Origin of the sequence: Vibrio syngnathi (assembly GCF_002119525.1) — a bacterium.
GTDB lineage: Bacteria > Pseudomonadota > Gammaproteobacteria > Enterobacterales > Vibrionaceae > Vibrio > Vibrio syngnathi.
The window spans coordinates 1,406,383-1,428,730 of sequence record NZ_CP017917.1 but is presented as its reverse complement, the minus strand read 5'-3'; the positions used below and the strand labels follow the sequence as shown (position 1 = coordinate 1,428,730).

General features: G+C 44.3%; 24 protein-coding genes. 11 read left to right on the top strand and 13 right to left on the bottom strand.

Annotated features, from left to right (window positions below):
- Positions 1-28 precede the first annotated feature (28 nt).
- The gene (locus tag K08M4_RS21190) at positions 29-775 is read right to left on the bottom strand and encodes a PilZ domain-containing protein (RefSeq protein ID WP_086051374.1); all 747 of its coding nucleotides are present in this window, start codon (positions 773-775) and stop codon (positions 29-31) included.
- A gap of 315 nt (positions 776-1,090) precedes the next feature.
- On the opposite strand from K08M4_RS21190, the gene K08M4_RS21185 reads away from it, so the two are divergent.
- From K08M4_RS21185 to K08M4_RS21175, 3 genes are read left to right on the top strand one after another with little or no spacing between them, the layout of a single operon-like run.
- Positions 1,091-1,375, top strand: coding sequence for a GNAT family N-acetyltransferase (locus K08M4_RS21185; protein ID WP_009846169.1), 285 nt, complete (start codon positions 1,091-1,093; stop codon positions 1,373-1,375).
- 10 nt (positions 1,376-1,385) lie between these two features.
- On the top strand, positions 1,386-2,561 hold the full coding sequence (locus K08M4_RS21180; protein WP_086051373.1) for a phosphotransferase: 1,176 nt from the start codon (positions 1,386-1,388) through the stop codon (positions 2,559-2,561).
- Complete coding sequence (locus tag K08M4_RS21175) at positions 2,551-3,732, top strand: MFS transporter (protein ID WP_086051372.1); 1,182 nt, start codon at positions 2,551-2,553, stop codon at positions 3,730-3,732. The genes K08M4_RS21180 and K08M4_RS21175 overlap by 11 nt, the downstream gene beginning before the upstream one ends.
- Before the next feature lie 96 nt (positions 3,733-3,828).
- Here K08M4_RS21175 and K08M4_RS21170 read toward each other — a convergent pair whose 3' ends face one another.
- The gene (locus K08M4_RS21170) at positions 3,829-4,743 is read right to left on the bottom strand and encodes a DMT family transporter (RefSeq protein WP_086051371.1); all 915 of its coding nucleotides are present in this window, start codon (positions 4,741-4,743) and stop codon (positions 3,829-3,831) included.
- A 351-nt stretch (positions 4,744-5,094) separates the two neighbouring features.
- Positions 5,095-5,985 (bottom strand): DMT family transporter, encoded by an 891-nt coding sequence (locus K08M4_RS21165; protein WP_086051370.1) that lies wholly within the window; start codon positions 5,983-5,985, stop codon positions 5,095-5,097.
- Positions 5,986-6,109: 124 nt separating this feature from the next.
- On the opposite strand from K08M4_RS21165, the gene K08M4_RS21160 reads away from it, so the two are divergent.
- From K08M4_RS21160 to K08M4_RS21150, 3 genes are all read left to right on the top strand, one after another.
- Complete coding sequence (locus K08M4_RS21160) at positions 6,110-6,592, top strand: MarR family winged helix-turn-helix transcriptional regulator (RefSeq protein WP_086051369.1); 483 nt, start codon at positions 6,110-6,112, stop codon at positions 6,590-6,592.
- Between the two features lie 28 nt (positions 6,593-6,620).
- Positions 6,621-7,022, top strand: a complete 402-nt coding sequence (locus K08M4_RS21155) for a hypothetical protein (RefSeq protein ID WP_086051368.1) — start codon at positions 6,621-6,623, stop codon at positions 7,020-7,022.
- A 385-nt stretch (positions 7,023-7,407) separates the two neighbouring features.
- Complete coding sequence (locus tag K08M4_RS21150) at positions 7,408-7,926, top strand: hypothetical protein (protein WP_086051367.1); 519 nt, start codon at positions 7,408-7,410, stop codon at positions 7,924-7,926.
- Positions 7,927-8,082: 156 nt separating this feature from the next.
- Here the strand turns inward: K08M4_RS21150 and K08M4_RS21145 are convergent, their stop codons facing one another.
- The gene (locus tag K08M4_RS21145) at positions 8,083-8,610 is read right to left on the bottom strand and encodes a hypothetical protein (protein WP_086051528.1); all 528 of its coding nucleotides are present in this window, start codon (positions 8,608-8,610) and stop codon (positions 8,083-8,085) included.
- A 298-nt stretch (positions 8,611-8,908) separates the two neighbouring features.
- On the opposite strand from K08M4_RS21145, the gene K08M4_RS21140 reads away from it, so the two are divergent.
- A complete protein-coding gene (locus tag K08M4_RS21140) occupies positions 8,909-9,148 on the top strand; it encodes a hypothetical protein (RefSeq protein WP_086051366.1) in 240 nt (79 codons plus the stop codon).
- 21 nt (positions 9,149-9,169) lie between these two features.
- Entirely contained in the window at positions 9,170-10,426 is a 1,257-nt protein-coding gene (locus tag K08M4_RS21135) for a hypothetical protein (protein ID WP_086051365.1), read from the top strand.
- 99 nt (positions 10,427-10,525) lie between these two features.
- Here the strand turns inward: K08M4_RS21135 and K08M4_RS21130 are convergent, their stop codons facing one another.
- From K08M4_RS21130 to K08M4_RS21110, 5 genes are all read right to left on the bottom strand, one after another.
- Positions 10,526-11,407, bottom strand: coding sequence for an AEC family transporter (locus K08M4_RS21130; RefSeq protein ID WP_086051364.1), 882 nt, complete (start codon positions 11,405-11,407; stop codon positions 10,526-10,528).
- 328 nt (positions 11,408-11,735) lie between these two features.
- Positions 11,736-12,422, bottom strand: coding sequence for a DNA-3-methyladenine glycosylase I (locus tag K08M4_RS21125; protein WP_086051363.1), 687 nt, complete (start codon positions 12,420-12,422; stop codon positions 11,736-11,738).
- A 175-nt stretch (positions 12,423-12,597) separates the two neighbouring features.
- Complete coding sequence (locus tag K08M4_RS21120; protein WP_086051362.1) at positions 12,598-13,125, bottom strand: GNAT family N-acetyltransferase; 528 nt, start codon at positions 13,123-13,125, stop codon at positions 12,598-12,600.
- A 43-nt stretch (positions 13,126-13,168) separates the two neighbouring features.
- The gene (locus tag K08M4_RS21115; protein ID WP_086051361.1) at positions 13,169-13,795 is read right to left on the bottom strand and encodes an HD domain-containing protein; all 627 of its coding nucleotides are present in this window, start codon (positions 13,793-13,795) and stop codon (positions 13,169-13,171) included.
- Positions 13,796-14,005: 210 nt separating this feature from the next.
- The gene (locus K08M4_RS21110; protein ID WP_086051360.1) at positions 14,006-14,665 is read right to left on the bottom strand and encodes an HAD family hydrolase; all 660 of its coding nucleotides are present in this window, start codon (positions 14,663-14,665) and stop codon (positions 14,006-14,008) included.
- A gap of 411 nt (positions 14,666-15,076) precedes the next feature.
- Between K08M4_RS21110 and K08M4_RS21105 the strand changes: the two genes are divergently transcribed.
- Entirely contained in the window at positions 15,077-16,405 is a 1,329-nt protein-coding gene (locus tag K08M4_RS21105; RefSeq protein ID WP_029225082.1) for an anaerobic C4-dicarboxylate transporter, read from the top strand.
- Between the two features lie 111 nt (positions 16,406-16,516).
- Here K08M4_RS21105 and K08M4_RS21100 read toward each other — a convergent pair whose 3' ends face one another.
- The 3 genes from K08M4_RS21100 to K08M4_RS21090 all read right to left on the bottom strand — a co-directional run bounded on the left by K08M4_RS21100 (position 16,517) and on the right by K08M4_RS21090 (position 18,512).
- A complete protein-coding gene (locus K08M4_RS21100; protein WP_086051359.1) occupies positions 16,517-16,840 on the bottom strand; it encodes a DUF4144 domain-containing protein in 324 nt (107 codons plus the stop codon).
- Positions 16,841-16,933: 93 nt separating this feature from the next.
- Entirely contained in the window at positions 16,934-17,725 is a 792-nt protein-coding gene (locus K08M4_RS21095) for a CLCA_X family protein (RefSeq protein ID WP_086051358.1), read from the bottom strand.
- 85 nt (positions 17,726-17,810) lie between these two features.
- Positions 17,811-18,512, bottom strand: coding sequence for a flavin reductase family protein (locus tag K08M4_RS21090; protein ID WP_086051527.1), 702 nt, complete (start codon positions 18,510-18,512; stop codon positions 17,811-17,813).
- 176 nt (positions 18,513-18,688) lie between these two features.
- On the opposite strand from K08M4_RS21090, the gene K08M4_RS21085 reads away from it, so the two are divergent.
- Both K08M4_RS21085 and K08M4_RS21080 read left to right on the top strand, forming a co-directional pair.
- Complete coding sequence (locus tag K08M4_RS21085) at positions 18,689-20,020, top strand: ferredoxin reductase family protein (protein WP_086051357.1); 1,332 nt, start codon at positions 18,689-18,691, stop codon at positions 20,018-20,020.
- A 193-nt stretch (positions 20,021-20,213) separates the two neighbouring features.
- Entirely contained in the window at positions 20,214-20,621 is a 408-nt protein-coding gene (locus K08M4_RS21080; RefSeq protein ID WP_026012354.1) for a hypothetical protein, read from the top strand.
- A gap of 208 nt (positions 20,622-20,829) precedes the next feature.
- Here the strand turns inward: K08M4_RS21080 and K08M4_RS21075 are convergent, their stop codons facing one another.
- Positions 20,830-22,272 (bottom strand): AGE family epimerase/isomerase, encoded by a 1,443-nt coding sequence (locus tag K08M4_RS21075; protein ID WP_086051356.1) that lies wholly within the window; start codon positions 22,270-22,272, stop codon positions 20,830-20,832.
- Positions 22,273-22,348 lie beyond the last annotated feature (76 nt).

The window sequence follows — 22,348 nt, the reverse complement described above, 5'->3', positions numbered from 1 at the left end:
TTTTTCTTTGGTTTTTTATGGCAGGCGCTTAAGCATTACGTAAGCAGAGCTTGGTTCCATCGAACTTCAGCTTCGCCAACAAGTGTTTGGCGTTAGAACGGCCAGCTTCATCAAATTCGACACCGTATCGAGCGTAGTGCGTTGATTTTTGGAGATTACAGATGATGCCCCTCAATGGCGGTATAAGTGGGCCATTGTAGTTCTCAGGTGTAACTTCAATTGATACTCGATCGGCAATTTGAATTGCACGAGAAGTCGGTGAGGTAACAAAACGACAACCACTTTTCGATAAGTCTCTAATCTCACAGTTTGCTCGTTGATCGTTGAAGATGATTCTGGAAGCTAAGTTCACCTCGTAGCGTGTCTCTTTACGCAGTTGAGTGACTTGCATCGAGCTTGGTGTAGAGAGCACAAGAATAGGGAAGGGATCCCCAACCCTATGGTGAATTTGGCTTTTAAAGTGGATCAGAGCGCCTTCTCCACGAAGAGAGTACGCACGAGCTGTCATCCAAAAACCTTCTTGAAAATAAAAGCTCAGATCCTCGTTAGATACATCAGGAACTTCTACCACAATGCAGTTATCACTGTGCGTACCGATAAATTTTGTGGTGGCGAGAAACTTGGTGCCAACCGGAGTCGATACATTTAACGTCAGTTCACTGCCGTGTTCAATCATGGCCAGTGCATCAGTGCTATTTAACGTAGAAACGGTACGGTTACGAGGGTCTTGAAGTGCCTGATTATGCTCCAAAGGCTTCTTCAGTGGTGCGTTCATTATATGTTCTCCATGCGCCAACATGCGTCTGTTTGTTATATTGGTAACTTACTAATAAGGGGCAAATACGTGCTAGATTTAGTAGGTGCAATTACATAAATTAAGTGCAATCACATAAACTAGGCGAATGTACTTACGTGGGTTTATAGAGTGCCTTTATCTTTACTAATTCGTTATTAAGCCGCTGGCACAGAGTTATTTACTTTGTTTGTAAGTACTTAGTTCTATTTGTATGAGCTTGAGTTAGTCTATTACAAGGAATGAATACTTCAAATTTTTATTGTTTGTCGTATCAATTATTTTCAGGAGTTGAGAATGCACGCAACAAAATGGGATCAAGAAGCGAACCAGATCACAGTTGAGCTAAAACCCAACCAGTTCGCGGTTGTTAAGTACCAAAAGGACGGAGATGTACTACATATCACATCGACACGTATTCCTGATGAGCTTCAGGGTAAGGGCTTCGGTAAGGTGATGATGGAGTCGGTATTGCCAGAAATTGAACAAGCAGGTTTTAAAATTGTACCGATTTGTAGCTATGTGATTCACTATATGAATAGGCAGCCACAGTGGGCACATCTTTTATCCGATAAAGCATAGCAACGAGTATATGTCTCAATCAATATCGTCAAACAATCGAGCTCAAGCGATAGCGAGTTCAAGTCAAAATCAGCCAGAGCTTTATCAACAAGAGCTTTATCAAAATGAGCTTTATCAAAAAATAGCGACCTCACTGGGTTGTCACCAAGGGTTTGATGTCCAGGTGATTCAAAGCCTATGGGGCGGGTATGGTGAATTAGTTCGTTTGATTTTTTCTAAAGAAAGGCGTTCTTCATTCAACAGCGTAATTGTTAAACATGTCGCATTGCCGGATAAAGCAGAACACCCAAAGGGTTGGAATACCAAACTTTCTCATCAACGAAAGGTGCACTCTTACCAAGTTGAGACCGCGTGGTATCAGTCGTTTACCCAACAGTGGGATGAGCGTTGCCCTGTACCTGTAGGGCTGCAATGTGAGTTACAAGAGCACGAGTGGCTGATTGTGATGCAAGACTTGGCCGAAATCGGTTTTCCGTTAACTTCTCAGTTTGATGTGCTTGCTGCTTTTGATGATTTAGCAATCCAAGATACTCAGCCTGAGCTGGCGTCTGGTTACACACTAGAAGAGCAAAACCAACGCGATGCTTGCCTTAAATGGCTCGCTAATTTTCACGCAAAGCACATCAATGTAGATCAAGAACATTCAGCTGCATTGTGGCAAGTCGGCACATATTGGCATTTAGACACTCGGCCTGACGAGTTAAACGCATTGGCTGATTTACCGCTTAAGAGCCAAGCGCAGCACATTGATAATCTATTGAGGGCGTGCCCATATCAAACCTTGGTACATGGTGACGCTAAGCTTGCCAACTTCTGCTTTGATTTAAAAAGCGAGCGCGCTGCTGCCGTTGATTTCCAATATGTGGGGCGTGGCTGTGCGATGAAAGACGTCGCCTTGTTCATGAGCAGCGCGGTTAGGCCGCTAGATTGCGCAGAGCTTGAACACGATATATTAGAGGCTTACTTTCGATACTTGAAAGAGGCTCTCACGCACTATCAACCACAACTTTCTTCCGAGGATGTTGAAGCCGCGTGGCGACCAATGTTTTACGTCGCGTGGGCCGATTTTCAACGTTTTGTTAAAGGTTGGAGTCTAGAGCATTGGAAGATCAACCCGTATACCGAGCAACTAACCTTACGAGTGCTTAACCAATTAGACGAACAGGAGTCCGTCAATGTTCGATAAAACCGCGAGCTGGAAAACGCCGCAAAACTTCTTATTACTGATTTCAATTGTTGTCCCTATCGCGTTTTCGAGCTGGATGGCGCTGCTTAATAACTTCGTGATTGAGAAAGCGAATTTTGATGGTGCGGATATTGGTTTATTGCAAAGTGTTCGTGAGATCCCTGGCTTTTTGGCCTTTACCGTGGTGTTTGTGTTGGCGTTCATTCGCGAGCAACGCTTCATGTTGATATCGCTAGCGATGCTCACAGTCGGTACGGCGATTACCGGTTTGTTTCCTTCACTCACTGGCCTACTGCTGACCACCATTTTGATGTCGACGGGTTTTCACTATTTTGAAACGCTCAAGCAGTCTTTGTCACTCCAATGGCTGAGTAAAGAAGAAGCGCCAGAGATGCTAGGTAAAATGATTTCAGTAGGCGCACTGGCATCGTTAATCACTTACGGGTCAATCTGGGTGATGCTAGAACAGTTTAAGCTCGATTTTGCATGGGTTTATGGCATCACCGGTGGCATCGGGTTTGTGCTGGTTTTGGTGATGACCTTTGGGTTTCCTGAGTTTCAGACCAAGACTCAACAAAATAAGAAGTTGGTGCTGAGAAAGCGTTACTGGATCTACTATGCTTTAACGTTTATGAGTGGCGCAAGACGACAAATCTTTACCGTATTTGCAGGCTTCTTGATGGTAGAGAAGTTTGGTTACTCGGCTGCTGATATAACGCTACTGTTCTTAGTCAATTACTTGTTTAACTTCTTGTTCGCAAAACGTATTGGCCGATTTATCGGTGTGGTGGGCGAGCGTAAGGCGCTGATCTTCGAGTATGTCGGGTTGATTGGTGTGTTCGTTGGGTATGCTTTAGTCCAAAGCGCGGAATGGGCGGCAGCGCTGTATGTTGTTGACCATCTGTTCTTTGCACTCGCACTAGCGATCAAAACCTACTTCCAGAAAATTGCAGACCCGGCAGACATGGCATCGACCGCAGGTGTCTCTTTCACCATCAACCATATTGCCGCAGTCGTTATTCCAGTTGCGTTCGGTGTGATTTGGTTGTCGTCCCCTGCAACGGTTTTCTACATAGGTGCGGTGATGGCAGCGGTTTCTTTAGCGTTGTCTTTAAACATTCCTAAGAAGCCTGAAGAGGGCAATGAAGTGCGAATGTTTAGCTGGCGTTAATGTTGATTTCGGTCTGATGAGGAAAAAGCTCCAATAACGATATTGGAGCTTTTTTGTATGCGTTAGATAGGAATATCTAATCAGCTTTCAGTAGGGTTAGCTTCTTACAGTTTTCAATCCACCACGCAACTTGAAGAATCCTTTTGGTGCCTTAGTCAACAAGATGCCACAAAGCAGAGGAATCATCATCACCAGTGACTGTTCAGACAGTACTTCGCCATTGATGTAACAAGAGATCAGTAGCGCAACCACAGGGAAAATCAGGAAGCAGATAGACGCTTGGAATGGTGTCGAAACCTGCCCGAGTTTAAAGTAAGCCACAATGCCGCCAACACTCGCTACAAAGCCTAGGTAAACCACGGCTGATATAGAATCCCAAGTGAAAGATGCAACATTCACGCTTTCACCCACTGCTGAAACGGCGAATAAGAATAGAGAAGCAATCAGACTTGGGACAGCGTTGTACGTCAGTACTTCGATGCCTTTACAGTGCTTTTGAACTAACACATACATAACAGCGTGAATGGCAACAGCAAGGCCTAGGCAAACTGTACCAACTAGGTAGTCATCGCCACCCATCTGCATTTCATTACCGAGGATTAAACATAGGCTCACAACCGCGGTAGCTAAACCAAATACTTGGTGCTTTGCCAGTCGTAGACCTAGGAATAAGCCTGACATCAGCATCACTGCGACCGGCATGTTCGCGAAGATGATCGACGCTAAACCTGAAGAGATGTATTGCTCACCATAGATCATCAAAGTGAACGGAATCGCAAAGTACATCAGCGCTACAATAAGCAGCCATTGGCGTTTACCTTTAGGGAAAAGCAAAGGTTGGTTGAACACTTTGGCCAATACCGCAAGCAAAGGTGCGGCTAATAGAAAACGCAATGCAGTGGCAAAAATAGGTGGGATAGAATGCAATGCCACTTCCATAGCGAACCAAGTGGTTCCCCAAATTAAGCAAACAGAGACAAAAAGCAAGATAGTTAGCGACTTCGAATTCATGGTGACTACTCATTAATAATTATTTTAAATCATAGGCTTGTGGCGCCTTAATGACGTGGCACAGTATAAGGAGGTCGTCGGAGAAAAGTTTTGTCTTTTTATCTATAATTGCAATTTTTTGTGGGAAATTAATCTATAACATGCCTGTTTTTTAGAAAATAAATTCAATTTAGGGTAGCTTGAGTAAAGGCATTGTTCTTTGTAAGGTTTAATGTCGTTTAAGAAACGATCAACTTGGCGAGTATGGCTATTTGGTTTATTGCTGTCAGCGTAGCAACAAAAGGCGCCTTTTAAATCACTGTATAAGATGTAAGGCGCCGTTATTATTCTCAGTGCAGTCGGTAGATTCATCTACGTAACAGGCTTAACTTGTTTGGACTGTCTTACCGCAAGGATAAGTTGCGGTAGCAGTGACATCACTATCATGCCTGTCATTAGCGAGTACTGGAGTGGGGTAAAGGATTCACCCATCAACATCATACCCGTCACAATTCCCGCAATTGGGTTAGCGATGCCACCGAAGGTGAAATCCACCACTGACATACGTTGTAGTAGCCACACATACATGCCGTAACCCAGGGCAGTGTTCAGGATAATCACCCAAACAAGTCCTATTGCGTTACGAGTATCGAAATGAGTCACAGCGTTAACATAAGGCTGTGGGTCGATGAGCGCATGAACGCCAGACGCGACAGATAAAATCGTACCGCCTAGAATCAGTTGCCACGTTAATACCTTCCACCAGTGCATGCGATTACCCAGTGACTTGGTAATGCTACTGCCGATAACGATACACATGATTGCAGCGAACATGGCGCCTAAACCTATTGAGCTTAAAGCGATCTGACTCGGATTAAACAGTATCCACGCCAATGTGATTAATCCAATACCAGACAAGGCTTGAATCAATTGCGGACGCTGTTCCTTTACTACCCAATGGAAGATCATCGCAAACACTGGCACAGAGATCATACCTACACCGGAGATTGCAGAAGGCAACGTCAACGCCATCACGAAGATTAAGCTAAAGAAGGTCGCAATATTGATAAGACCCAATGTGAAAATGATCTGCCATTCGCCTTTTTGAGGCAGTGTAGGTTTTACTACTAGCAATAACAAACCAGCAGGCAACGCACGCAAAGCACCCAATAATAAGGGGGGCCATTCCTGTAGCGTAAATTGCGTCACTGCATAGGTTGTTCCCCAAAAGAACGCGGGGATCATTGCTAATAATATGTTCATATGAAATATCTTTACGTTAAGATAGTTGGTTGTATGAACTGTATACCTAGATCATATGGTTGTAAAGTATCTTTATGTTAAACTAGTTTGAATTAATCAGACTAATAACGGAGCGAGATCGCAAATGGATGCTATCGACCGCGTAGTAGAGCAATGGGCAAAGGAAAAGCCTGAGTTAGAAACTGAGCCAATGGCAATGATGGGCCGGATTATGCGTATTGCCAAGTATATGGAGACGCAAGTTGCCGAGCTTCATAAAAATTACGACATGAAACTTGGTGAGTTTGATGTGTTGGCAACGTTGCGACGTTCTGGGAAGCCTTATCAACTGACGCCATCAGAACTGATCGGATCGATGATGCTGACATCAGGCGCAATGACCAATCGCCTTGATAAACTAGAAGCTAAAGGGTTGATCAGCCGTGAGCACAGCAAAGAAGACAGACGCAGCGTGAGTGTTCAGCTAACCAAAGATGGTCTTATTCTGATCGACCAAATGATGACTGAACATGTCGAAATGCAGAAAAAACTGGTTAAGTCATTGTCTGCGAGCCAGAAGAAGAGCACTAACCAACTTCTGAAAGCATGGTTGAGTGCTTACGAATAATTTTTAGGTGACGGAGTAGGGTACGACTATGGACAGTATTCAAAATAATGCGGAAAAAACAGATAGGCTTGAGAAAGTAGAGCGCGTTGCATCAATTAATGGATTGGAATACGAGGTTAGCGGAAATGTTCTTAATCTTAAGCTAGGCAGAGCGGGTGGAAAGGTAAAAATCAAATACGATTACGCGACGAATTCATACGTCTACAACTGTAATGAGTATGCTATTGGTTTTTCCAGTCTCATCTTCTTCGTTCTTTCATTCAATACTCTGTATCAAGTTGATAACCAAGCATGGTCTGGTTATGTCGCGGGTCTGATGTTTGCGGGAGCAATATTCAATTTGATCCAATTGGTACTATCTCACATCCAAATGTTAGACATTAAAGCGCAGCTCAGAGAAGTCGGTATCTACCTCAAGTCTGGCGCGTAATAACCTGTAGCATCTTGAGCATCTTGAACAACTGAACAACTGAACAACTGAACAACTGAACAACTGAACAACTGAACAACTTAGCCATTTCTGAGTAACGAGTGGTTAAGCCCTGTCATTGGCAGTTATATGCCCAAATAAACAGTGTTAACACCAATTATTAGGGCTGTTTTGACCTTCCTCTTACATACTTTTCTTATATCGAAATTAGTATCAAATTTCTCTTTGTTATACAGGCAAGCTCATCATTATGAAGAACTTCTTTGATAGCGAACTCATGCTCTCTAGCTCTTTGAATTTCGTTTTGCTGTCGCTTGGGTTAACGCTCCTCTTACATATTCCAATTTGGTGTGGGTTCAACCTGAGCCGAAGAAAATGGAAGCGTATGGATTATTTATGGCCGTTTCTAGCAGGTATCGGAATGCTTGGTGCCGTGTCTGAGATTCGTGCGAAAGTAGCAGGTGATTGGGTCGAGACAGAACAAACCAGAGCGGTGGCGATTTTAGAATCTGTTCAGCAGTTTTCTTTGGATAAGCTGAGAAGTGATACCTGTACAGGTCAACCATCTTTAGATAATCACGCTCAGCACCACGACGCGTGTTTGTGGTACTTGAATACGGCGATCACGTTTAAAGATGTCGATTTCACCTTGCTACCCAATGCATCGGATTTTACGGTTCCTGCGCCTAGCGTGTCGTTAGTTGAAAGTGATGCGGTGTGGGTGGATGGTATGCTGAGTCAGTATGAAAAGCAGAAAAACCAATATATCAAAACCAGAGAAGCGCAGGTGAAACAGCCACTAGAAAGCATCTTCTGGTATGTGAGTCCTTACTTAGTGTGTTTCGCGATTGCGCTTCGCCTTACTAAGGTGACCGCAGAGCTCAAACTGGATAAATGTTCATAGCCCTCTCAATATTAAGTTTCTCAAGACAAGTGCAGCGTGAAAAAAAAAGAAAGTGTTTGAATCAGAAATAAGATAAAAAAATAGCGTCAGTATTGAATTACTGACGCTATTTTTATGTTGGTTCCAACAGTAGCGGAAAGTTGTTTATAAAGGTCGCTACTTAAACTGGTATCTAACCGAAAGCTGTAATTGAGGCCCATAAAGACCGTTGTTTTTGGAAGCAACTGAAAACACCGCTTTATCTGTGGCATGGAATCTAGCGCCAAACGTAAAGATTGAGTGTTCTCCGTTAGAGCCTGCAAGTATGTGTGTTTCTACCCTTTGAGTGATCCACGCTCGAATACCCGCATTGAATTCGACATAAGCTTTGGTTTCTCCAGCTGCGTATGAGTTTTTGTTGAAATGGAGTAGCAGCTGCGTATTTAAGTCGATCCCTTGAGTTATTGGGCCATAAACTTGAGGACCGATGTACGCATCAAAGTTACTTTCATCTTGGGCTGTGTTGGTACTAAGGCCGCCTAAAATCGCTAAACTATCGTTGATGTCGCGTCCAGCATCCACGCTTAACCCCATAGGCTTTGCTTGCATCCCAAGCTCTACAAAGTCAGTTGTGAAATTTGCCGCAGATATAGCTTGATGAGAGAAGAGGCACAGCAGTAGAGGTATTACATTTTTAATTTTCATATGACTTACAAAAGATAGTAATAGTGGAGTAAGGCGCTGGTCGTGCATTATTTCTTGTCACGCCAAAGCGATGAAATTCTTCGAAAGTTAAGTCAAAGACTGTGTTTTTCATATCCATATTCATTGCACTGTATAGGGGGAGTGAAAACCATTCCTTTCCTTGATGGTTGTATATTAAACATAACTGCAATAACCAACAACGATTTTAATTTTTTTTTGTATTGCTCTATGTTCTGATCCTATTTCGAATTAATTGAAAACAGACAAGCGGTCTAAATTTCGTTTTAGGAACAAATGTATGAAGAAAATCCTTGGTTTAATCTTGTTAGCTTCACTTACAGCATGTGGTGGAGGCGGCGGTGGCGGCGGTGCTACTACTAGCGGCAGTACAGGCAGCGGTGGCAGTACTGCGGTTTCTACAAAAGCTCCTGAACGTTCTGTTCTTAAGCTTAGTGTTGGTGATGTACAGAAACTGAACTCTGTCGTTTTTTCATCTGCAAGCATTACTGGATTTGAAGCTCCAAGTCAGTCCAAATAAGAATTAGAAGGAACATAAAACATGACAAAGACACTGTTACCATTAGTGCTAGGCGTTTCTTCACTTGCTGCAATGGCTCATGCAAACGAAGATATTAACCTGCAGGGTTATTATAAATCTAAAGCGGCGATAAAATTTGCTGTAGATAAAATTCAGCAAAACAAAGTTGAGTTTATGAACTTAGATCAGGCGCTGACACTTTCCCCTAGTACTTCTCCGCAAACCCTAGCTTCAATTGATGATCTCGCTAATTCTAAGCCAGCACATGCTGATGTGTTTGTGGCTAAGGCAAAAGAGTTTAAATTAACCAATAAAGTGTGTGTGATCTCTAAAGATGGCGCTACGATTGCTTTCGAAGCTGATGATGGTGTTGCAAGCTGTAACTTTGACCTGGATAAAGTACATAAAGCAATGGCCAAAACGTCTAAAGAACTTGTTTTCTTTAAACGTTACGGAACAGGCGAAAATACTCAATATATGATCGATAAGATTAGCCTTGTAGGCTTAGATATCTCTAATACATTTTTGTATAAGTCTAAAGGCAATTTGTTAGGTGATATTGTGAAGGTTGAGATGACTCCAGCTGGAAAGTACACCGTTGAATATTACATTGATACCGGCCCGGAAGACGGCACTAAGATTGGCTACAAAGAATATCAATGGGCGGATGATTTTTCAGAGGGTCAGAAAGCGACAATTAACTCTGTATCGTACCATTATGGTTCGAAAGTTACGTTGAATAACCAGAAGACAGCGTTTCATTGGGCGATAAAGGATCATGTAGCGCCTTCTAATGCGAATGGTGATTTCTACTTTGCTGCCACTGTTAGTCGTTTCGCTCGTTCAGTCGATAATAAAGTTGAGCAAAAGGATACGTACTCTAGTCAGTCACCGTCAGGCTTGATCGCTTATAACTTCAATAACGCAAATAAATTGGTTGGCCTGAGCCTAGATGCTTGTACGATTAAGCAAATTGCGGACGGTAAGGCGACGGTAACTTGGTACACTGGATTTAATCGAGGAAAGGATTGTTCTGCAACAGCCGCTGACCTTGCGGGTAAAAAGAAAGTGACGACTTCTACTCTTACAAATGATGGGGATAAGAAAGTATCGCTTGCTAGCTTGCAGAAAAGTGCGTCAGATATTCTTGCTGCTGTGGAGTTAGACTCTACTGCCAGTGTTGAACTTACTGAAGCTGAGTTTGCTGCAATGAAAGCGAAATATGACGCGGCGACGAAGCAATACAAAGACTTCAATAGTATTCAATTCTGGAAGTAGCTGACTCTAATTCCTAACTTTTTGAACACAAAAATGGGCAGTTTATCTGCCCATTTTTTATAACTGTAACGAATGACAAACGTTCTCTTAGATCGGTGTTCAACTCGATATAGACAGTGCGAACGACAACAAGATTGGTAGGGTAACCACACTTAGGAAGTTACCAAACAATACCATAGACGCGACCTTAGGGGGCTCGACATTGAACCTCTCTGCAAACAGATAGTTCATCACAGCGGGTGGCAGCATAGTGAACAGCACCATCATCTGAAGATGCAACGTTGGCAGCGGTATAAAGAAGTAGATGATGGTAAAGGCGATAGACCCAGTAAATAGCGATTGAGCCGTACACAACAAGCCAACTTTGAGTCCGCTCAGCTTCAAATTGACCATTTGCGAACCTAGCGACAACAACATAATAGGAACGGCAGCTTGCCCAAGCAGAGATGTGGCTTCGTAGATTGGATTCCAAACGGTAATTCCAGACAGATTCAGCGTCATCGCTAGCGTAGCCGCTAAGAATATTGGCATTTTTAGGATCTGTTTGATCGGATTGCCATCGCTTAGTAACGCCAAACCAACACTAATATGGACACATGCCGATACTACAAACAGCAGTACCGCAGGGGCTAATGCGCTCTCGCCAAAGGTATACGTGAACAGAGGAATCGCGAGGTTGCCACTGTTGCGGAACATGTGTGGCGGAGCCCAGGCTTTGAAGTTGAGCTTAAAGATCTTACAGATTGGTATCATCAATAAAGCGGGCACCAACACCGCAACCAAAGAAGCGGTGATGAGTGGCAGTTGTTCTGTGTCGAGGGGCATGGTGGTCAACGAGGCAAACACCAACGCAGGAATGCACACATCCATGTTGATACGATTGATCGGTTTGAAATCGGGCTTGAGCCAACGACCGACCGCAAAGCCAGCACTGGCTAAAGCAAAAACGGGAAACAGAATGCTGACGACCTGTTCGAACATAGAATTCCTTTCTAGATTGGGTGCTTCCATTTAGCTGATAAACAAATGTTTTAGAGAGCGCTATAGCGAAGTATGGAGTCGAGATGTATAAGCATTAACCTATCAACATAATGACTTGGCGTCACCGAAGATCGTTGTCTGTCAGCGGTTAATTTACATTTCTTTGAATGAAGCACAAAAAAGACCAGTGACATCAGCAACGGGTCTTTAAAGGCTAGATAAATCTGGGACGGATTCTTTAATTAATGACGGTTACCGATCTTGTCTTCTAAATGCGGTTAGAGTTGTTGCTTATCTCGTTTTGAGTTTTAAGTCATTCGCCCTAAAATTAGACTCGATTATCACCACAGCTGTAGGCAACGATCTGGCTGATTTCGCTTAGGCTACGACCTGACTGTTGCTGCCATTCGTTGAAAGCCTTACTCGCCGCAACTTGTGCTCGCTTGGTGTTACGACCGCTATCCACCACATCGGTACTGCGTAGGTGCGCTTCAACATCCGAGGACAAAATGAAGGTATCTTTACCCATTTGACGTAAGGTGTAAGCACCGGTATTACCGCCTAATCGCTTGCCGTGTTTCTTCAGGTAATCCCAAAGTTCTGTAATGCGTTCTGATGGCCAGTCGGCAACCATTTGCGAGAATGAATCGGCTTCACGCTTGGCATTGTGGATCATGGTGGCATTGGCAGGGATGGTCATCACCTTAGTCAGGTGGCGAATAATACGCGGGTCTTGTGCTTTCTGTTCCCACATCTCATTCGGCAGCATCAGCATCTTTTCGATATTGAATTCAAAGAACACCTCTTCAAATTGCGGCCATTTCTTTCTTACTACATTCCATGAAATGCCACACTGGAATACCTTTTCAGTAAAGGCGGCCAACCAACGGTCGTCGGTGATTTGTGATAGCTCGGCTCGTGACAGTGGCGCACGGACAATCTTTTCGAGTTCGGCCGCTCCGCCTTTACGGTGAGCCGCGCGCTGATAAATGGTGTCGAATTTTTTTTGGGTCATTGAAGGTTCCAAATTACATCTGTGTATCTTGAGTGGTCTAGCCAATGCTTAATGATATGGGGTCAAATCTGGCAATTAAAACAAGTCTATTAACTAAAACAAGTCTATTAACTAAAGTAAGTCTGTTAATTAAAACAATCTTATTAATCAAAACCAGTCTGACAATTAGAACGAACTAGCAGAGCTTTAACTCCATCTGATACAAGGGCCACGTTTTGCCATTGAATTCTTTGACGCTCGGCTCTTTGTCGACCACCTCAAAGCCCGCTTTGTCGTAGCAACGTTTTGCGCCGATATTCTGTTGAAAGACCGCCAAGCTGATGGTGGTGACATCAGGGATTTGTTTCGCCGCTTCTAATGCACTTTCTATCATGGATTGTCCTAATCCTTTACCTCGAAGGTTGGGGTGAATCGCGACTCGGCAGAAGCGAAGTTCAGTGTCTGACATGCGTTGAAATTCCATAAAGCCAAGCAAGTCATTGGTGTTCGAATCGGCGTTTGAGTCGGTGTTCGGTTCAGAGTATGACTTAGATGCAGAAAAGGTATATAGCTCGACATGTGGCTCTTGAGATCGTTCGATGATCGAGGTGGCTTCTAACGGCCAACCAAATGTTCGCCCGCCCCACAACACGTAGTCTTCTAAGGATGTAAACCAAGTGACGATCTCGTCGGCATCGGAGGCTTTAAAGCGGTTTATTTCCATATCCTTCTCTCTCTTCCTTATCGCGTGTCTTTTTTCTAAGCCGCTAAACTTCTGCGGCCAACTGTTCAAGAAAGTCACGCATGTAGTCGGTGCGCTTGTTGGCTTCTAATTTGGCGGATTTTGTATTCATGGTTCCAGCTAGCTTGAACAGCTTTACGTAGAAATGGTCGACGCTGTAATGCTTGTCATCCAAGTCACGCTGCTTCGCGAATGGGTCTTCGTGTTTATAGAGTTCAGCGTTAAAGCTTTGACCCACATACAGGCAGCGAGCAATGCCAATAGCACCGAGAGAATCTAGGCGATCTGCATCTTGAACGATTTGAGCTTCCAAGGTTTCTGGCGTGATGTTGGCGCTATAACTGTGAGTGACAATCGCGTGATGAATCTCGTCGAGATGAGACGCGGGATACTCGATAGATTTGAGGAAAGAGATCGCCTTGTCTGCCGCCATTTTCGAGCTTTGGGCTCTGTCTGGGTGATTCTTAGGAAAGGTGAAGCAATCATGAAGGTAAGCGGCGGGCAGAACGACTTCAAGCTTGGCTTGTTCTTGAGTACATAAAGCTTTGGCAGTTTTGACTACGCGCTTAATATGGCTGATGTCGTGCGCTGCATCTTGTGTCATCTCTTGCTGTGCAAAATCAAGCAGTTGGCTTTCAAATTTTTCTATCACGCGTCCCTTTCTCCATTTTTAGACGTTATCAATGTTGCTTATCGATCAGTGTCGTTTCATATCGACTGTAACAGTTTCAAGCGCGAATTTTTATTTTTTATAAAAGGAATACCCACAAAAAAACCGACTCTGTGAGTCGGCTTGATAGAGAGGCTTGTCTACGTATTTTAGGACGAGACAGATAAAAGCATTATCAACAGAAGTGAGAGCCTAAGCTGCAGTTTGTTGAAGCTGTGCTAACACATGATGCAGAGAAGGGCTGATGGTGTGTCCAAGCGCTTTCACTTCTTCGCAAGGCTCAACCAAATCAGGGATCTGGAAGCTGATCATGTTGGCTGCCATAGAAGCGCGAATGCCGTTGTTTGAGTCTTCAAACGCTAGGCAGGTTTCTGGGGCAACACCTAGGCGTTCTGCCGCTAGCAGGTAGATCTCTGGATGAGGCTTACCGTGAGTCACTTCGCAGCCGGTGCTTAATGAGGTGAAGTAAGAATCTAAGCCTGCTAACTCAAGCTTTTTCTTTGCGATATCTAGCTGAGTGGAGGTCGCCACCGCAATTGGAATGCCGTTTGATTTTAGCCATTCAAGAAGCTCAATCACGCCGTCTTTTACTGGGATCGCTTGGTGCTTAACAATTGCACTGTAGCGAGTTCGCCATTCGTTGTTCAGCGCTGGGTAATCTACCCCTTCACCGTAGCCATTTCTAAAGATCTGTTCGATGGTTTTTGCGTTACAGCCAATGATGCCTAGGTAGACATCTTGCAAAAACGGAACACCTTGCGCGTGACATGCTTCTTCAAAAACCTGCATACAAAGTCGCTCGGTGTCGAGCAGCAGTCCATCCATATCAAAAATAGCAGCTTGAAAATTCATATCCGTGGCTCTTTATGTGTTGTCATCATGAGGGCGAGTATTTTGACATAGTGTCTAAGGATAGGCGAGTCAGCGTTGAGTGATAATCAGCGGTATTGGCTGTGTAATATGCTCCGGGTTGACTTAAGGTGCGATTGTTTTGGATTGGATTGATATCGTTTGGTTATGAGTTTAATGTTTTATAGGCCGTACCGGTCTAACCGATACAATAATGGTTATCGTACATAACAACTTTAGGTCGAGCGTCTGGTTTACTATTACAATTCATAAACTTACAGGCTTGCTAGCGTGACCATAATCTTATAAAAAACAATTTGCGTGAGCCTGTAATGATAGTGTGACCAAGCAATAAGTAAATGGCTGAGCTTAGGGACAAAATATAATTAGTCCATATTTTTAGCAAGGTTGCTTATGTTGTATTTTGAGTTTCTATTTTTATTAGTCGTACTTTATATTGGGTCTCGGTATGGCGGTATCGGCTTAGGTGTTGTTTCTGGTATTGGTTTGGTTATCGAGGTGTTTGTCTTCAAGATGCCACCAACGTCTCCACCTGTCACCGTAATGTTGATCATTCTCGCCGTTGTGACTTGTGCTTCGATTTTAGAAGCGGCTGGTGGTTTGAAATACATGCTTCAAGTCGCGGAAAGGGTACTGAGAAAGAACCCGAAACGCGTCACCTTGATAGCACCGTTCGTGACTTATTCGATGACTTTCCTATTGGGTACTGGCCACGCGGTTTACTCAATCATGCCTATCATCGGTGATGTTGCGTTGAAGAACGGGATTCGTCCTGAGCGTCCAATGGCGGCAGCGTCGGTGGCGTCTCAGTTGGCGATTACGGCTTCTCCAATCTCGGCTGCAGTGGTGTATTACCTCGCGCAACTTTCCGATGTCCAACACTCCATTACTCTGCTTTCTATTTTGATGGTGACGGTTCCTGCAACGTTGTTCGGCACACTTTTACTTTCTCTATATAGCTTGAAACGCGGTAAAGAACTGAATGACGATCCTGATTATCAAGCACGTCTAAAAGATCCTGAGTGGAAAAAACGCATCGAGAACACGACGGCGACGTCTTTGGATGAAGTGCTTCCAACTTCGGCTCGTAATGCCGTGTTGATTTTCCTACTGTCGATTGTCGTGATTGTTATCGTGGCAATGGTGCCAGAGATCAGAACCATCGTAGACGGCGACAAGCCAATCAAGATGTCGGTGATCATCCAAATGATGATGCTCTGTTTCGGCGGTATCATTTTACTGGCAACTAAAACTGACCCGCGTGATGTGCCAAACGGCGTGGTATTCAAATCGGGTATGGTGGCGGCGATTGCTATCTTCGGTATCGCTTGGATGTCGGATACTTACTTCCAATATGCAATGCCTCAGTTCAAGTCTGGCATCGTGGAAATGGTAACGAATTACCCATGGACGTTTGCACTAGCGCTATTCATTGTGTCGGTTGTGGTGAACTCTCAAGCTGCGACGGCTCGTATGATGTTGCCTGTTGGTCTTGGCTTAGGACTAGATCCAGCCTTGCTGATCGGCTTGATGCCAGCAGTTTACGGCTACTTCTTCATCCCGAACTACCCATCAGATATCGCAACGGTTAACTTCGATGTCTCTGGCACCACCAAGATTGGTAAGTGGTACTTCAACCACTCATTCATGTCGGTTGGTTTAATCGGTGTAGTAGGCGCATGTTGCTTAGGCTATGCACTGGCACAGATTTTTATCGCTTAACCTGTTAACTAAGTAAAACGAAAAACAGCGCCTATTTGGGCGCTGTTTTTGTTTGTTCTGTATTAATTCACTACTGTGCTTCGAATTTAGGTTTCGAGCTAATAACCAATATTAACGTGGCTCAAAAGCCAAAGACTGAATCGCTTCTTCGATAGTCTGGAAGTGGATCTTCATCAGGCATACTTCTGCTTTCTGGAGCTCGTGATTTCGAATCAGTTTCGTCACGGCTTCAACCGAATATTGCAGTGTTCGTTTAGCTAGGGATAGTTGGTTTGAACTCGATTGAAGCGAGTAGCTGTCGCCCTCTGAATCGATGAGGTAATCATCTTCGCCCAAGATCATGTCTGAGCATTCTGCTTGAAAATCGTGTTCGGATGCGACGTAAATAAGCTCATCGTCACCGTCGAGTTTTACCAAAGATGGCCAACTGATCATTACTGCCTCTAAATCATGCATGTTGAAGTTTGAGTCTCGACTATAAACATTTTCCACTGCTTGGTCATCTCTTCAAGCAAACGACTTAAGACGTTACTTACTTAGAGAACGACCTAATGGAGCGAAATAACCTTGAAGCGCTTCATAAATCTCTTTGCGATGCTTGAGGTCTGGATAGAGAGGGAACATATCCGGCTTGGTCGTGCCATCGACTAAGTAAGAATTCTCGATATCTGAACAGGATTCAATCGTAGCTTCAAAGGCTCGCGCCATCATTTCTGTGGGTAGTGAGAAGTAACGGGCAGACGTTGCCTTGTCTGCAATGACACTTCGAGCCACGTAGTCGTGTTTATCTAGGTTGTTGTCACTGAGTAGTGAGGCATCGAACAGTGACATCAAACTCTCGTTTAATGGATGAGGTCGCACGTTTCTATCGTGTAACCAACAGTCACTGGCGAACAAGATGTGTTTTCGAGGGCCTGAGGTATCGCCGATCTCAAACGCCTTTTCAGCGATGTAGTGGTCAAATGCATGCCAGAACTCGTGGGCGAGTGCACCAGCTCCTGCATTCTTAGCTAGGGCTAATTCTCTCTGGTTCGGTGCGTAGTGTGCTTGTACACCTTTTCTGCCACCACTGCCGAACGCCAAGCCTAATGTGCCACGCAAGCCAATTGCTTCTGGTGGCAAAGCCAAGATGTAAGCCAAGTCTGCTAACGAGTCGAATATCAGATTTGCAGCGAGCTCTTTCTCTTCTTTCGTTACCCAAGCGCCCACACGAATGCTGCCCATACCGAAGGTCTGTTTGATGTCCATGAATGACACCTGATCGCCATGTCGGTAGTCCGGGCCTTTGCGCGTTCTGTATTTAAAGTGGGTTAACTTCAAAAGGGTCCTTGGAAATAGATGTAGTTTAGCGCTGTTGTGTGGTGCACAGGGTTAAGTTGGGAAAGTTAGCAGCTTTGCCAGTAAATTACCGAACAAAATGAGTGAGATTGTGTTCGAAAGCCTCCCATGAGGTTGGGTTGCCTTCGTGGGTCAGTGGAAACAGTGACCTATTTGGTTTTGCATAGCTTAAACGATGTAACCTCTGCGTGACATGATAACTGTCTAGCCCTGAAATTGTGACTAAATCTAACGCTTCTAAATCTAGGTAGCCGTCCGGCATCACGGCACGTTTTGGAGCGTGAATTGTAACAACTTCACCAATCAACATTTGAGTTTGGTTACTTTCAATTGTGATTTGTTCTTTGAAAGCTAAGCCTATTTTCAGAGGACTCTCCAAGACAAACGGAGCAGGGAACACATCATCGTAATAGGACGTGAGACCGACCGCGTTAAACTCTGAGATTGATTTAGGATAACGAGCCGAAGTTTGATGGGCTTTTTGAACAAAGCCCGCACCGATGCTGTTGATGGTGAAGTGTCGAGTTTCTAGGATATTCTCTAATGTATGGCGACGACTTTCTGATGGTCGGACGATGAAGCCAAACAAGGGGGGATTTGACCCTAAATGAACCACCGAGCTTACCACAGCAAGGTTTTCTAGCCCTTGTTTATCACACGTACCAATTAGGTTGGCGCTTTTGAATCCCGATAAGGAGTTGATTAAGCGAGCGCGTTCTCGCTGATCCATTGTTTGAATATCTTGTCTTGAAAGGTTCATGTCCTTCATGTCTTTTTTGCTTCCCATTGTTATCGACGAACGTGTTCATTAGCCAAATCATATTTACGCAGAAGCATCCGCTATCGATCAATTGAGTATGTGCCTTTGCATAGATTTACGCATGTTGACGTCGCTTTACATCACGCACGCTAAAGTAATGATGTCGTCTTTATGAGTGTTAAAAAATGAAAACAGTCCGCAATATCATCTGGGCAATGATTGCCACAATGTCAGCCTTTTGGTTTGCGATGGAACCGCAACTCTTCGCTTCAAGCAACGTATTTGAATGGCGCTCGGCCATGATTCAGTACTCGGGTATTTTGTCTCTGATGTTAATGTCCATCACCATGATCTTGGCGATGCGTCTACCTATGGTTGAGAATTGGCTCAAAGGTATGGATAAAGCGTATCGAGTCCACAAATGGTTGGGTATCGGTGGCGTTGCATTGGGTGTGACGCACTGGTTGTGGTACCAGATCCCTAAGTGGCTAGTGATGTCAGGTGTGTTGGCGAAACCTGTTCGTCATGACGGTTCAGGCCCGGCAAGAACCTTGTCTGGTTGGGAAGCGTGGGTCAATGGACTACACGGTTTTGCTGAAAATATTGGCGAGTGGGGTTTCTACCTATTGCTTGTTTTATTGGTCGCGTCGTTGTGGGCAGCAGTAAAATACAAACCGTTTAAATTGTCACATCGCTTGATGTCTGTCGCGTATCTGTTGATCGCGTTTCACTCGGTATTACTGCTCAAACATGCCTATTGGGGCCAGCCCATTTATTACCTAACGGTGGCCTTTGCTTTGGTTGGGTCTGTCGCAGCGATTTACAGTTTGTTGGGTTTTGTTGGGCGTCGTAATCGGCATTCTACTTCTGTTGTGTCCACTCGCTACTTTCCAAAATCTGAAGTGATGGAGTTAGTATTAAAGCCCGATACATCTTGGCGAGGCCATAAAGCAGGGCAGTTTGCGTACTTGCGTTTTGGTAACGAAGACCCGCATCCGTTTACCATTGTGTCAGGCAGCGAAGACTCAGAACTGCGCTTCTTGATTAAAGAATTGGGTGACTTTACGAATGGTCTTTATGAACGAGTAAATGCGGGCGATGCGGTTACGGTGGAAGGGCCTTATGGTCGACTTGAGTTTGACTTAAGTAAGCCACAAATTTGGATTGCGGGTGGTGTCGGAATAGCGTCGTTTTTTGCAACGCTTGAAGCGCTCAAAACAGAGAAAACTCATCCTCGAATTGAACTGTTTTACTGTACCCGTGGTGTCGATAAGCATTTAGTCGATGAATTATGGCACCTTGCGCATCTAGTCGGAGTGAAGCTGAATGTAATAGATACCTTGCACTCACCTCGATTAAACGCAGAGAGAATCGCGAGTCAATGTGGTGATCTAAACGTTTATGATTTGTATTTTTGTGGGCCAGAGTTGTTCTCAACATCGCTTAAAAAAGAACTCGATGCGTACAAGTTCAATGTTGACCAGAATTATCACGAAGAGCTGTTTGTGATGCGTTAAAAAGGCCGAAAGAGGTATCAATAGCATCAACTTTAGCTCTTCGTTGCGGGGTTAAGGCAGCGGTTCAATTTGGCGTTATTGATACTAAACTACAAGCTCTAATTAAAAAGGCAAAAGTTACTCAATTTTTTATTGCAGCGGTTTGCTATTGAGCGATACCATGTACGGCTGTTTTATTGGTAAAGATTGCAAAATGTCAGATGAAAAGCTCGCGCTAGAGTGGATGCGCCAACAAGCGCATAGAATTGATCCATATGTTATAAATCCATCATTTGATGAATGCGTTGAGTTGCTTGAACCTGCCTTTAAGAAGGGCAAGAGTGTCGCGCAGCTAAAATATCTATTATCAGAAGCGGATCGCCGAGCGGGAGCTGCCGAACGTAAACATGCTGCTTTAAAGTTTGCTAAAGAAAAAAGCCCAAAGGCAGGTCAAAACCTTCGTCTGCAAAGCAAACTTCAACAAGTTCAATTGGCATTAAAGTTAGCAACTGGCGATAACAACATGACCATATCGCAGTTCTGCTCTGAATATGATGTCAGTAAGCGAGACGGCAACGAAGCGTGGAATGAAAAGTTGGTTGAGCAGAATAATAAGAAGTGATTTCGTGATGACGCATATGGTTTAACTGAAGATCCGACAAGATTCACTTGCTTATGTATTCATTTAAAATCCTACCAATAAATGTTGCTCAACGGTATTTCAAAAGCCTGAAGATCTTCTTTTCAGGCTTTGCTAACAGCTAGCCACTCATCAGCTCCGTCTTAGTCGTTAACCACTTCCAGAAATACCGATGAGTGAATATCAGGTATTAAGGTCGAATGTTGTTGAAACTGACCTTTTGCGTTCCATCGCTCTGATTCTCTAATTTAAGTACATCTCCTTGATAGTAATAAGGTTCCATTGGCATCTTGCTGTTAGTTGGCCTTGCGTAGTGAAGTACAGCGGGTTTACCTTCCTCTTGTCGAGCATATAAATAGCCAATCAGCGCATGTTCAAATTGGTGATAGCCATTGCCCCAATGGAAAGCTTTAGTTCGCTTAGGATCAAGCCCAACGCCACCATATTTGTGGTCGACCCATACATCATGAAAGGTTGGTAGGGTGTATTGCAGGACGTCTTTCATTGAACCATCGACCAGCGAAACCGTCATGGCCGCTTGATCAAGCTCAGCCCACTCCCATGATGACGCCCACTGACTTTGCGGTCTGCTTTGCCAGCCCGTGATATCTTGCCCTTGCCACATCTTCTGAAGTCGCTCACCAAAGTAGTTAGATACATTGGCAAAGTCTTTCTGATATTGCGCCTGGCCCAAAGTGTGTTTCATACCGTCTAAACCAAACTCCGACCAATCGGAATTATCTAATGCATGACCGGTTAGATAGGTCATCCAATATGCTTTGATGGTGTGCCCAAAATCGTTGTGATTGGCATTCGGCATCATCGCAGCTTTATCATGAATTGCGCCGTAGAAGCGTTGTTCATCTTCAGAGTGGTAGTGATCAATCATGGCTTGCGTGAGCCAGTTTAAGTCATCAAGCCATTTGGTTTTGACGGGTTCTTTGAGCAGAGGAGCGACTAACAACAGGTAGCCGTTTATTTGATCAAGTTGCGCGACCAGTTCACGTCGTTTTGCACTGCCATCTTCACCGTCGGCGAGTACCCAAGCAAGACCGCTGTTGTCGCTAAGTCGATATTTATCAAAGATAAAAGCTTGTTGGGCGATGAGTGCTTCTTCTACCTTTTTGTCTTGGGTCAGGTAGTAGTACATAGCAAGGCCAACCAGCGCGTACGCTTGATCTTGAGAGGTACGCTGCTGCCAATCCTGACCTGCTTTTCCCTCTTTTATGTAGCCAATAAAGCCACCATTTTGCTTATCTTCTAGTTGATCAATGAGGTAGTAGGCACCTTGCTTGGCAAGCGCTAAAGCCTGTTTGTCTCCGGTAAGATGGTAGAGCACGCCGTAGGCATAGGTTTGGCGTGATTTCATGCGCGTAAACTCCTTGCCAAAGTGCGGGCTGATCCAGCCTCTGTTCAATTCAGGACACACAGCAGATACATCGAGCAAGGTACCATCATCGCAGCGGAAAGTAGGGAAGTTGCCTATCGGTTCTCCCTGTGCGCTCGGCATAAGCCAGTAAGGTGCGAGCCCTTCAGAAGCATGATTGATCCAGTCTTCTCCTGAGGGAAGGGTGACATTGGCAGATACGGCCAAGCTAGTGACACTGAGTAATGCGATGGTTGCTCGTAACATAACGTTTATCTTAACTATTTGCATTTAGTTGAATATAAACAATCACATCTGCACATTGTGATTCGGTGATCACAAT

Coding starts and splice junctions, on each gene's coding strand:
- K08M4_RS21105 (WP_029225082.1), top strand. CDS start 15,077: ATGTTGTATTTTGAGTTTCTATTTTTATTAGTCGTACTTTATATTGGG.
- K08M4_RS21175 (WP_086051372.1), top strand. CDS start 2,551: ATGTTCGATAAAACCGCGAGCTGGAAAACGCCGCAAAACTTCTTATTA.
- K08M4_RS21155 (WP_086051368.1), top strand. CDS start 6,621: ATGGACAGTATTCAAAATAATGCGGAAAAAACAGATAGGCTTGAGAAA.
- K08M4_RS21160 (WP_086051369.1), top strand. CDS start 6,110: ATGGATGCTATCGACCGCGTAGTAGAGCAATGGGCAAAGGAAAAGCCT.
- K08M4_RS21170 (WP_086051371.1), bottom strand. CDS start 4,743: ATGAATTCGAAGTCGCTAACTATCTTGCTTTTTGTCTCTGTTTGCTTA.
- K08M4_RS21120 (WP_086051362.1), bottom strand. CDS start 13,125: ATGGAAATAAACCGCTTTAAAGCCTCCGATGCCGACGAGATCGTCACT.
- K08M4_RS21180 (WP_086051373.1), top strand. CDS start 1,386: ATGTCTCAATCAATATCGTCAAACAATCGAGCTCAAGCGATAGCGAGT.
- K08M4_RS21185 (WP_009846169.1), top strand. CDS start 1,091: ATGCACGCAACAAAATGGGATCAAGAAGCGAACCAGATCACAGTTGAG.
- K08M4_RS21100 (WP_086051359.1), bottom strand. CDS start 16,840: ATGATCAGTTGGCCATCTTTGGTAAAACTCGACGGTGACGATGAGCTT.
- K08M4_RS21150 (WP_086051367.1), top strand. CDS start 7,408: ATGGATTATTTATGGCCGTTTCTAGCAGGTATCGGAATGCTTGGTGCC.
- K08M4_RS21080 (WP_026012354.1), top strand. CDS start 20,214: ATGTCAGATGAAAAGCTCGCGCTAGAGTGGATGCGCCAACAAGCGCAT.
- K08M4_RS21190 (WP_086051374.1), bottom strand. CDS start 775: ATGAACGCACCACTGAAGAAGCCTTTGGAGCATAATCAGGCACTTCAA.
- K08M4_RS21085 (WP_086051357.1), top strand. CDS start 18,689: ATGAAAACAGTCCGCAATATCATCTGGGCAATGATTGCCACAATGTCA.
- K08M4_RS21090 (WP_086051527.1), bottom strand. CDS start 18,512: ATGAAGGACATGAACCTTTCAAGACAAGATATTCAAACAATGGATCAG.
- K08M4_RS21130 (WP_086051364.1), bottom strand. CDS start 11,407: ATGTTCGAACAGGTCGTCAGCATTCTGTTTCCCGTTTTTGCTTTAGCC.
- K08M4_RS21145 (WP_086051528.1), bottom strand. CDS start 8,610: ATGAAAATTAAAAATGTAATACCTCTACTGCTGTGCCTCTTCTCTCAT.
- K08M4_RS21125 (WP_086051363.1), bottom strand. CDS start 12,422: ATGACCCAAAAAAAATTCGACACCATTTATCAGCGCGCGGCTCACCGT.
- K08M4_RS21135 (WP_086051365.1), top strand. CDS start 9,170: ATGACAAAGACACTGTTACCATTAGTGCTAGGCGTTTCTTCACTTGCT.
- K08M4_RS21140 (WP_086051366.1), top strand. CDS start 8,909: ATGAAGAAAATCCTTGGTTTAATCTTGTTAGCTTCACTTACAGCATGT.
- K08M4_RS21165 (WP_086051370.1), bottom strand. CDS start 5,985: ATGAACATATTATTAGCAATGATCCCCGCGTTCTTTTGGGGAACAACC.
- K08M4_RS21075 (WP_086051356.1), bottom strand. CDS start 22,272: ATGTTACGAGCAACCATCGCATTACTCAGTGTCACTAGCTTGGCCGTA.
- K08M4_RS21110 (WP_086051360.1), bottom strand. CDS start 14,665: ATGAATTTTCAAGCTGCTATTTTTGATATGGATGGACTGCTGCTCGAC.